The organism is Acinetobacter uliginosus (assembly GCF_044130295.1).
Lineage (GTDB): Bacteria > Pseudomonadota > Gammaproteobacteria > Pseudomonadales > Moraxellaceae > Acinetobacter.
Map to the genome: position 1 here is coordinate 56,103 of NZ_JBIQOC010000015.1, position 10,286 is coordinate 66,388.

Annotated in this window: 9 protein-coding genes and 1 pseudogene; 8 read left to right on the forward strand and 2 right to left on the reverse strand. The window is 41.9% G+C overall.

The features are described 5' to 3' along the window. Positions 1 to 54 precede the first annotated feature (54 nt). The 6 genes and pseudogenes from ACE01T_RS04995 (at position 55) to ACE01T_RS05020 (ending at position 6,172) form a co-directional block, all read left to right on the forward strand. Positions 55 to 393: a hypothetical protein gene (locus ACE01T_RS04995; RefSeq protein WP_180041805.1), complete on the forward strand. Its 339-nt coding sequence runs from the start codon at positions 55 to 57 to the stop codon at positions 391 to 393. Positions 394 to 616: 223 nt separating this feature from the next. Beyond that, positions 617 to 1,633, forward strand: coding sequence for an aspartate carbamoyltransferase catalytic subunit (locus tag ACE01T_RS05000; RefSeq protein WP_086195586.1), 1,017 nt, complete (start codon positions 617 to 619; stop codon positions 1,631 to 1,633). A gap of 9 nt (positions 1,634 to 1,642) precedes the next feature. Further along, positions 1,643 to 2,878, forward strand: coding sequence for a dihydroorotase (locus ACE01T_RS05005; protein ID WP_180041803.1), 1,236 nt, complete (start codon positions 1,643 to 1,645; stop codon positions 2,876 to 2,878). A gap of 161 nt (positions 2,879 to 3,039) precedes the next feature. Further along, positions 3,040 to 4,525, forward strand: a pseudogene (locus ACE01T_RS05010) (OmpA family protein). A gap of 142 nt (positions 4,526 to 4,667) precedes the next feature. Further along, on the forward strand, positions 4,668 to 5,465 hold the full coding sequence (locus ACE01T_RS05015; RefSeq protein ID WP_180081816.1) for a Rossmann-like and DUF2520 domain-containing protein: 798 nt from the start codon (positions 4,668 to 4,670) through the stop codon (positions 5,463 to 5,465). 32 nt (positions 5,466 to 5,497) lie between these two features. Further along, positions 5,498 to 6,172, forward strand: coding sequence for a class I SAM-dependent methyltransferase (locus tag ACE01T_RS05020; protein ID WP_180176507.1), 675 nt, complete (start codon positions 5,498 to 5,500; stop codon positions 6,170 to 6,172). Positions 6,173 to 6,230: 58 nt separating this feature from the next. On the opposite strand, the gene trmB is transcribed toward ACE01T_RS05020, so the two are convergent. Further along, positions 6,231 to 6,947 carry a tRNA (guanosine(46)-N7)-methyltransferase TrmB gene (gene trmB, locus ACE01T_RS05025; protein WP_092818457.1) on the reverse strand — a complete coding sequence of 239 codons (717 nt, stop codon included), beginning with the start codon at positions 6,945 to 6,947 and terminating at the stop codon, positions 6,231 to 6,233. A 130-nt stretch (positions 6,948 to 7,077) separates the two neighbouring features. Beyond that, positions 7,078 to 8,526 (reverse strand): SulP family inorganic anion transporter, encoded by a 1,449-nt coding sequence (locus ACE01T_RS05030; protein WP_395518844.1) that lies wholly within the window; start codon positions 8,524 to 8,526, stop codon positions 7,078 to 7,080. A 219-nt stretch (positions 8,527 to 8,745) separates the two neighbouring features. On the opposite strand from ACE01T_RS05030, the gene ACE01T_RS05035 reads away from it, so the two are divergent. Together ACE01T_RS05035 and ACE01T_RS05040 are read left to right on the forward strand one after the other, a co-directional pair. Further along, positions 8,746 to 9,357, forward strand: a complete 612-nt coding sequence (locus tag ACE01T_RS05035; protein ID WP_086195571.1) for a glutathione binding-like protein — start codon at positions 8,746 to 8,748, stop codon at positions 9,355 to 9,357. A gap of 188 nt (positions 9,358 to 9,545) precedes the next feature. Further along, complete coding sequence (locus tag ACE01T_RS05040; protein WP_395518843.1) at positions 9,546 to 10,127, forward strand: NAD(P)H-dependent oxidoreductase; 582 nt, start codon at positions 9,546 to 9,548, stop codon at positions 10,125 to 10,127. Positions 10,128 to 10,286 lie beyond the last annotated feature (159 nt).

Here is a 10,286-nt window from a genome sequence, read left to right on the forward strand (position 1 = left end):
GATCAAGAAGAGCACTTGATGCCTCACTTTCTTTTTTAGAGATGGGAATGACAAATGTCAGAAAGTGTAATCATTACAAATGAAGTTTTTTCAGTGGCAACACTTATTTATGCACGGTTAAGACGGGTATCAGGGCGTGTGATTGATGCAAGCTATCTTACAGAGAATGTCGAATATGCCGAACATGTGGTGGCAATGGCGAAACAGACACAAGACCCTGAATTACTTCGCCTAGTTGAACGTTTGACTAAAGTGCTGGGACTAAAAACTGATGAAGAGCCTGAAAATGAAATTCAGTTCACCCAACATGAAGAATTAATTTCGGTTGAACCCACTCAAGAAGATATAGAGCGTGCACAAGGGGCAAACCGCTACATTGGGGCTCTACGTTAGTTGTCTAGGGTAACTCGGAATCAGGCTGAGTTACCTATTTTTATTTTAAAAATCAGATGGCTAAATCATTGAATGGTTAATTTATCTTATTGAAAAATTAAATGGGAATTATATTTTTTATTCCAAATACCGAGCTGCTTTTTAGACAAGTAAGATCAAGCTGAACTATTTAAATCGCTTAAACTCTGTATAATACGTTGACTTAACGTATAAGGAATCTCTCATGCACTTGGCGGCATTGCATACTCCGAGCCAGATTCAACTCAACCAAGATGGTAACTTAAAACACTTCCTCACCATCGAGGGTCTTTCTAAAGAAACACTCACAAAAATATTGGACACTGCGCAGTCCTTTTTTAATGACCAAAATCAGCTGATTACCAATAATCTTCTCGAAGGTCGTACGGTGATGAACCTGTTTTTCGAGAACTCTACCCGTACCCGTACCACTTTTGAAGCTGCAGCAAAGCGTTTGTCTGCCAATGTGCTCAACATTGATATTGCGCGTTCTAGTACCTCTAAAGGCGAAACCCTGCGTGACACCTTGTGGAATCTGGAAGCCATGGCAACCGACATTTTTGTGGTGCGTCATTCATCTTCAGGTGCGCCGCATTTTATTGCCAAAGATGTCTGCCCGAATGTTGCCATTATTAATGCCGGTGATGGCCGTCATGCACATCCGACACAAGCGATGCTGGACATGCTGACCATTCGCCGTGAAACCAAAAAGAATTTTGAAGATATCAGCATTGCCATTATTGGTGACATCAAGCATTCACGTGTAGCACGTTCAGATGTTGCGGCACTGCAAACTTTAGGCTGTAAAGATATCCGTGTGATTGCGCCAAATACCTTGCTGCCTTATGGTTTTGCTGAATATGGCGAAGGTGTCCGTTTATTTAACAACATGGAAGAAGGCATTAAAGATTGCGACGTGATCATTACCCTGCGTATTCAAAACGAACGTATTGATTCACCCGCTTTATCTTCACAAGCTGAATTTTACAAAATGTACGGTCTGAACAAAGAGCGTCTGGCTATGGCAAAACCGGATTGCATCGTGATGCATCCAGGCCCAATGAACCGTGGTGTGGAAATTGATTCCAGTATTGCCGATGGCACCCAGTCAGTGATTCTGCATCAGGTGACCAACGGTATTGCAGTACGTATGGCGGTATTGGCTCTGGCAATGCAAGGTCAGTTGCAAGAAAAAGGTTTGTTAGAAGCGGTTGCGGGATAAGGGAAAGTCATGAGTATTGTAAAAATTGAAAATGTACGTGTCTTGGACCCCATCAATAAAACCGACAGCGTACAGACTGTATATATTGAAAATGGCAAACGGGTTGCTGAAACTGCCAACGTAACTGAAACGATTAACGGGCAAGGTAAATGGCTGATGCCAACTATGGTGGATCTGTGCGCGCGTTTACGTGAACCGGGTCAGCAGCAGCATGGGACTTTAAAGTCTGAAGGCAAAGCTGCCCGTGAAAACGGTATTCTGCATGTGTTTACCCCACCAGACTCAAAACCGATCGTACAAGACAATGGTGCTTTAATTCATGGTCTGGTGGAAAAAGCCATGCTGGATGGTGGCATTTATTTGCAGGTGATTGGTGCACAAACGCAAGGTTTGAAAGGCAATCAACCTGCCAATATGGCGAGTCTGAAAAAGGGTGGCTGTACTGCAGTTTCCAATGCCAATGCACCGTTTGCCGATGATGATGTAGTGATTCGTACCCTGGAGTATGCTGCTGGGCTGAATATGACCGTCGTGTTCTATGCGGAAGAACCACAAATTGCCAAAGACGGTTGTGTGCATGAAGGCTTTATTGCTTCACGTCAGGGCTTGCCGATGATTCCAGCTTTGGCTGAAACCGTTGCGATTGCAAAATATCTGCTGATGATTGAAGCGACTAAAGTCCGTGCTCACTTCGGCTTATTGTCTTGCGGTGCTTCTGTGGAACTGATTCGTATTGCAAAAGAAAAAGGTTTGCCAGTAACTTGTGATGTGGCTATGCACCAGTTACATCTGACCGATCAGCTGATTGATGGCTTCAATTCACTTGCTCATGTACGTCCGCCTTTACGTTCCGAGCAAGACAAGAACTTGCTGCGTCAGGGTGTGAAAGATGGCATCATTGATGCGATTACGACTCACCATGAACCACTGAGCAGTTCTGCAAAAATGGCGCCATTTGCTGAAACCCAACCAGGTTTTACTGCATTTGATACATTTGTACCTTTTGGTATTCAACTCATCAATGAAGGTTTATTTGAGCCTTTGGAGTGGGTGGAAAAAGTTACCGTTGCACCGGCAAAAGTAGCAAACATGCTAGAACGCTGGACTGAAGAAGCGGGCTGGGCTTTGCTTGATCCTCAACTTGAGTGGACAGTCAGCAAAGAAAGCATCGTGTCTCAAGGTAAAAATACCCCGCTGATTAACCAGAAAGTGGTGGGTAAAGTGATTAAAACTTTTGCGGCTTAAGCGATTAGATTGAATGTAAAATTTAAGAAAGTCAGCTTCGGCTGGCTTTTTTATTATTGAAAAATAATAGTATTCAAATAATACAATTTATTACACTGACTAAAAAATGAACGAATAGACTAAAAAAGGACATGATAAAAAGACAATAAGAGGAATAAGCCATGAATCTTAATTTGATTGATTTATTAAAGCAGAAAGTATCTGCAACGGTTTTGGAGGGTGAAACCGAATACCTGAGTGAGAAAAGTCAGGCCTTAAGCAGTTTTATCCCCATTTTGTTATCTATCTTTAAATCTAAACCAGAGTTTATTATAAATTTACAGAATCAATTAAATCCAAGACTGGGCGATATCTTTATCATCAACCCCTCTTTAAAGCAGGAATTTTTGCAACAGATTTCAGGCACGGTGCCGACTAAAACAATCGAATCAACGCTCAATCGTTCTATAGCACCAACTTTGAGAGTACTGGAAGATGAGGCTGGATCTTCCGAACCTAGTGCCATTACCCATCTTATTGCAAGCCATTGGCCCGCAGTATTCAGTGCTTTGCCACATTGGGCTCCCGCACTCCTCAGCGCTTTAGGGATGGATACTGCATCGGGGCAAACTTTACATCAAGTGCCCCCCGTTGACCCTTATCAGGTCATTGAGGAAAAAAAGAAATCAGGTTTTTTAATTCCCTTGATTGTTTTCCTTATTTTAGCTGCGCTATTGGCATTTATTTTTAAGTCGTGTTCAGATAAAAAAGAAAGTACTCCAGCCAGTGGTATACCTGCTGAAACAGCGAGTAGTGAACCGGCAAAATTGCAACTCAGTACCGGTTCGACAGGAGATTTAATCACATGTCAGCTCTATTCCGGTAATGCAAATTATATTGATATTTTACAACAAGAAATTAAACAGATTTTTAATCACAATATCGGTTGTGGTGTAGAAAACAATAGCCGTTATCATTCAGAATTTATCGATCAGGATGTCATTCCAAGCGTATTGAAACTGGTCAAAGGTGTACCTAATGTCTCATTAACCTGGATGGGAGATCAGCTCTTCATTCAGACTGCTCATCCGGCGGATGCTGAACAGCTTGCAGCTCAAATTCGTCCCCTAACGAAAAACATGACTGTACTGACTCCGGCTGGACTGCAGAGTGCATCAGCAGTTGTAGATCCCAATACTGCCATTGCTACCGGTAATAGCAATGCAGAACAAGCATTGGCGGAAATTAATCCAGAGCAGATTCGTGCACTGGATATTGCAACCGCACTGAATATGCAGATTATCAATTTTGCTACCGCAAGTGCCGAGATTCCAGATGCCAATAAATCGATTCTGGATCAGGCTTCTGCCTTGATTAAACGCGCCACAGGTCCATTTAACTGTTAAAGGGCATACAGATGCCGTGGGGAATGCAGAGGTGAATAAAGCATTATCGCAAAAACGTGCTCAAGCCGTTGTGGATTACCTAGTCAAACAAGGCGTTGATCCTGCGCAGTTGCAGGCGGTGGGTTATGGTTCACAGCAACCTGTAGCAGATAATGCAACGCCTGAAGGACAATTTAAAAATCGCCGTATTGAGTTTGAAGTATTAAATACCGAAACAGGTGTGGTGCGTGAAGTGGATGAGCAGGGTGTCAATAAGCAGTAATAAGTGAAAGGTCAACTTTATCTCGGTTTAAAAAAAGTACACTTATCCATACATATTGAATTGCAATTAAATAAAAGGACGAATTGATTCGTCCTTTTATTATTGGCATGCTTGTACAGAATTGTAAAACGTGAACTTAGGTATGCGAATTAGTTTTATTGGTGCGGGACGCGTGGCGCATCATCTGGCTGCTGTTTTAAGCCAAAATCATCAAATTGTACAGATCTATAGCCGGACTTTAGAACATGCCCAGACTTTGGCAAGTCAGGTCACTGCACAGGCAATAGTCAATATTGCAGAACTTCAAGCAGATGTGGATTTGGTGATTATTGCAGTGAGCGATCAAGTAATTGCTGAGGTCATTCAACAGGTGCATGCACAATTAGCCGATGTCTTGATTGTGCATACCTCAGGCAGTACCGATATTCAAGTTCTGGCAGAGGTTCATCCACGTGCCGGAGTATTTTATCCTTTACAAACTTTTAGCCTGGCCCGAGAAGTAGATTGGCAGGCCACGCCATTGTTTGTGGAAGCAGTCCAGCAGAATGATCTGGCGCAATTGACCAATCTAGCAAATAGCTTAAGTTCACGAGTCTATCAATATTCATCGGCGCAACGTTTAAGCCTGCATTTGGCGGCTGTATTTGCCTGTAATTTCAGCAATTATTGTTATGACATGGCGAAGCAGGTGGTCGATGCACAGCAAGTCGATTTCTCGCTGCTTTACCCGTTAATTTTGGAAACCGCCCATAAAGCTGTACAGCATGACCCTAAGCAGATGCAGACCGGGCCTGCAATGCGGGGAGATCAAAATATCCTGAATATGCATCAACAGATGCTGGATGATGCCAAACGGGAAGATTTGAAAAATATTTACAATCTGATGAGCCAACAGATTTTGCAATCGCATCATCCTGATGAGTCACTTAAACTTAAATAAATTCAGGTCATGCATTGTAAAGGGAGGCACTTATGGCAAAGGATTTTAATAGCCAGTATGTGGTAGACGGTTATGATTTACACATCCGGAAGCTCATTCCTGGTTATGAAGTGGTACATCAGCAAATTACGGCTTTATTAAAAACTTATGTGGATGAGTATGCACATGTGCTGATTGTCGGTTGTGGTACCGGCTATGAGCTGGGTCATCTGGTCCAGTTGTTTCCTGAATGGACTTTTACCGCAACAGAGTTGTCGCAAAACATGCTGGATAAAGCCAAACATCATATCCACGCCTTAAATGCATTGCATCGGGTGGAGTTTGTATTGGGTGATGTAGACCAGTTAAAAACGGACCAGTCTTACGATGCGGCACTGTCCATTCTGGTTACGCATTTTGTGGCTTATCTAGAGAAGCCCAAGTTCTTTAAAGCCATTTCCTCACGTTTAAAATCTCAAGGCATATTCATCACTTTTGACTTGACCAAAATCAAGTCGGAGCAGGAGTTGCAGACCCTCAAATATCTATGTGAGGCCAATGGCTTAACGCCTTCACAGGCTGCGGTCATGCTGGAGCGTCTAGAAGATGATTTTTATCCGTTATCGAAGCAGGAAACTTTTGAACAACTGAAAGCGAGTGGTTTTGAAGCTGTGCAGGGGTTTACCCAGATTTTGTTCTATCAAGGTTATATGGCGATAAAAGCTTAAACTTTGAGTATAAAAAATGGCTCATTGATATGAGCCATTTTTATGCTGTCAATTAAGGTTATTTGATTTTCTTGAACAGAAAATCATTGATTTTATGACCTTCCTCTAAGCCGCGACGCTCAAACTTGGTTTGCGGACGCCATTCCGGGCGAGGGTAGCTGTTGCCTTTGCCTGCCATATTTTCAAGATTTGGACGGTTATCCAAAACGTCGAGCATCCATTCAGCATAGGGTTCCCAATCCGTTGCTGAGTGGAAAGTACCGCCCATTTCCAGTTTCTGTTCAACCAGTGGCATACGGTCATGCGATACAAAGCGACGTTTGAAATGACGTTTCTTTTGCCATGGATCAGGGAAATACAGCTGGATCGCGTTAATGCTGTTGTCAGGCATTTCACGCAGTACCTGAATGGCATCGGCATCAAGCAAACGTAGATTGGTTAAGCCTGCCATACCCGCTTCATACACACATTGCGCAATACCCGGAACATGCACTTCAATACCGACATAGTTACGCTCAGGGTTGGCTTTCGCCATCAGCACCAGTGAACGTCCCATACCGAAACCGATTTCTACAGTAAGCGGACGTTCTGGATGTTCAAACTGCTGACGTAAATCACCCACCGGATATTCCAAAATTAGGTGACCATATTGTTCAAGCGCAGTACGTTGAGAGGTATTCAGCGGAGATGAACGACGCATAAAAGTGACAATTTCGCGATGTTCATTCAAGTTGTCCAGCTCTACGACTTGCTGGTCTAATGGATCGTTCGACATAATTTTGGCAAATGTAAAAAATACGAATGCGGTATTTTAAGTCCTGAGCCTGACAAGTCAAACTTTTCTCGGTTTTTTCGGTCGCTAAAAGTAGCTTTAAAAATAAAAGAACCCGAAAGCTGTTTATCTTTTATGAAGATTGATTGTATTGATCAATCAAGGTGCTGCTGGCTTCGTTCAAGCCTATCACTTCAACTTCAATATTTTGATCTTTAAATTTCTGCACCACGTTATTCAGCATATTCACTGAAGTAATATCCCAAACATGGGCATGACTCAGATCGATCACAACTTTGGAAATATTTTCTTTAAAGTCAAAAAACTGGAAGAATTTTTCTGAACTGCTAAAGAAGATTTGCCCGGTAATCACATAGTGGCGTTGCTGATTGTGCAAGGTCGATTGTACTTTCACTTCACTTTCCAGCTTGTTGATAATGAACAGTGCAGACAGCAGTACACCAGTCAACACGCCCAAAGCCAGGTTATGTGTTGCCAGTACCACAATCACCACAGTAATCATCACCACATTAAATGCGGCAGGATGCTGACGGAACTGTTTAACCGAGTCCCATTGGAAAGTGGTGAAGGCTACCATCACCATAATCGCCACCAATGCTGCCATGGGCACATAAGCCAGCCAGTCTTTAAAAAAAACAACCAGACAAAGCAAGAATACGCCAGCCACTAAAGTTGACAGTCGGGTACGTGCACCTGAAGATACGTTAATAATCGACTGGCCGATCATGGCACAACCAGCCATACCGCCCATAAAACCGCTGACAATATTGGCAATTCCTTGGCCACGACATTCTTGATGGCGGTCAGCCTCCGTTCCGGTGACTTCATTAATCACCGTGGTGGTCATCATGGTTTCCAGTAAACCGACCGTAGCAAGGGTGATGGAATAAGGAAAGATGATCTGTAGTGTTTCAAAGTTCAGCGGAATGTCTGGAATCAGGAAAATTGGCAAAGTATCGGGGAACTGTCCCAAATCACTGACAGTACGCATGTCGGCACCCAAAAATACTGCTAAAGCACTCAGCACAACAATACAGACTAAAGGAGAGGGAATGGTTTTGCCAATTTTGGGCAGATAAGGAAACAGGTAAATAATGCCTAGTCCCAGCACCATAAATAAATAGCCTAAGCTATCCATTTTATTAATTTCCGGCAGTTGTGCGGCAAAAATCAAAATGGCGAGAGCATTTAAAAAACCATACACCACAGACTGCGAGACAAAGCGCATCAGTTTTGCGACTTTAAAATAGCCTGCAATGACTTGAATGATGCCGGTTAAAATCGTCGCTGCCAGTAAATATTGCAGTCCATAATCTTTCACTAAGGTAATCATTAGCAAGGCCAGGGCACCTGTAGCCGCAGAAATCATGGCAGGACGACCGCCAAAGAAAGCAATCGTTACCGCTATACAGAAAGAGGCATATAAGCCTACTTGCGGGTCAACACCAGCGATAGCCGAAAAAGCAATAGATTCGGGAATTAAGGCTAAACCGACCACCAATCCGGCCAACACATCGCTACGGATATTGGAAAACCATTGTTCTTTTTTAAGGTTAATCACACGAATTGATTTCATCAAATTTTAAAGGTGCGTATGGTAAAACAAGTTCAGTCAAAAAAGCATATGAATTTGACTTGAAAATATGCGAAATTTAGACAATATTCAGAAGGTAAATGATTTTTATATATTTACGCTTTTTTGCAATTTACAGGTTTGATCACTTGAAAGTTTGTTAGAAGCCATTTAAAACAGTGAATAGACATATAACAAGGATCAGGTATGAAGCTTTATTATTCTCCAGGTGCATGCTCTTTAGCGTCTCACATTATTTTGAATGAAATTAATGTAGATTTTGACTTGGAACGCGTTGATTTAAAAACACACAAGACAGAAAAAGGGGCTGATTATTACGAGATTAATCCTAAAGGTTATGTTCCAGCTCTAGAAATTAATCCAGGTTTGATCCTTACTGAAAACGTTGCCATTTTACCTTTCCTTGCTCAGCACGACCCTAAACAAGATTTGATTCCGCCATCCGGGCTAGGACGTGCCAAAGTTCTCGAATGGTTGGGATATTTAAACTCAGAATTACATGATGCTTATGCGGTTTTCTTTGGTGCTCCCTTGGAGAAAGAAGCAAAAGAAAAAGCTTATGCAGAAATCGATCGTTTATTGACTTATATCGATAAAGTGATTGGCGAGTCGGATAATGATTATCTGGTGGATGATAACTTTGGCCCGGCAGATGCGTATCTATTCGTATTAACCAACTGGTCGAATGGTATTGAACATGACTTAATGCCGTACAAGAATATTGTTGCCTTGCGGAATAAAGTCGCAGAACGTCAGTCAGTACAGATTGCCATGCGGGATGAAGGTCTCATTCCTTAATTCTATAGAGTGATTTGAAAAGCACCTGCGGGTGCTTTTTTTTAGGTTTAAAGATTGGTTGGATGTAAAATGATCTATGGTTTTATTGTTGATTTTTTATTAATAGTATTTTGCAAATTCATGAATTTTTATCAATAAGATATTTGAATATATTGGCCTTATGAAAATGTATGATTTAAGGCGAATAAATGAGTAATATCCTGATTGTGAATGGTGCCAAGCATTTTGCACACTCGAATGGTGAGTTAAATGACACCTTGACTGAATTGGCAAATGCTGTGCTTGGTGAACTGGGGCATAGCGTTAAAATTTCCCGTGCCGATAGCGACTATGAAATTCAGCAGGAAATTCAAAAATATGTCTGGGCCGATATCATTATCTATCAAATGCCGGGATGGTGGATGGGTGCGTCGTGGACAGTAAAAAAATATATGGATGATATTTTTACGGCAGGTCATGGCATTTTATATGCCAGCGATGGCCGATCACGTTCGGATGCATCGAAAAAATATGGTTCAGGTGGCCTCATCCACGATAAAAAGTATATGTTATCGTTAACCTGGAATGCGCCCATCGAAGCATTTAATGATCCTGAGCAATTTTTTCATGGCGTTGGCGTTGATGGTGTTTATCTGCCATTTCATAAAGCCAATCAATTTTTAGGAATGAAAAGTTTAGACACCTTCATCGTAAATGATGTGATAAAAATGCCCAATGTCGCTCAGTACGAACATGACTATCGTCAACATCTGATGGATATTTTTGCCTAAGGGCTTAGTCAGTTAAGTACATTTTTCTTGACATATAAAAAAGGACTCCTCTGAGCATTGCTGTCCCACAATTTTTCACAAGAGGAAGCTCATTTGAGCTTCCTCTTGTTTTATGGGTATTTTATCGGGTGAAAATAAAGCTTTTAAAGTTCTTCTTTC

Coding starts and splice junctions, on each gene's coding strand:
- ACE01T_RS05000 (WP_086195586.1), top strand. CDS start 617: ATGCACTTGGCGGCATTGCATACTCCGAGCCAGATTCAACTCAACCAA.
- ACE01T_RS05040 (WP_395518843.1), top strand. CDS start 9,546: ATGAGTAATATCCTGATTGTGAATGGTGCCAAGCATTTTGCACACTCG.
- trmB (WP_092818457.1), bottom strand. CDS start 6,947: ATGTCGAACGATCCATTAGACCAGCAAGTCGTAGAGCTGGACAACTTG.
- ACE01T_RS05005 (WP_180041803.1), top strand. CDS start 1,643: ATGAGTATTGTAAAAATTGAAAATGTACGTGTCTTGGACCCCATCAAT.
- ACE01T_RS05020 (WP_180176507.1), top strand. CDS start 5,498: ATGGCAAAGGATTTTAATAGCCAGTATGTGGTAGACGGTTATGATTTA.
- ACE01T_RS04995 (WP_180041805.1), top strand. CDS start 55: ATGTCAGAAAGTGTAATCATTACAAATGAAGTTTTTTCAGTGGCAACA.
- ACE01T_RS05035 (WP_086195571.1), top strand. CDS start 8,746: ATGAAGCTTTATTATTCTCCAGGTGCATGCTCTTTAGCGTCTCACATT.
- ACE01T_RS05015 (WP_180081816.1), top strand. CDS start 4,668: ATGCGAATTAGTTTTATTGGTGCGGGACGCGTGGCGCATCATCTGGCT.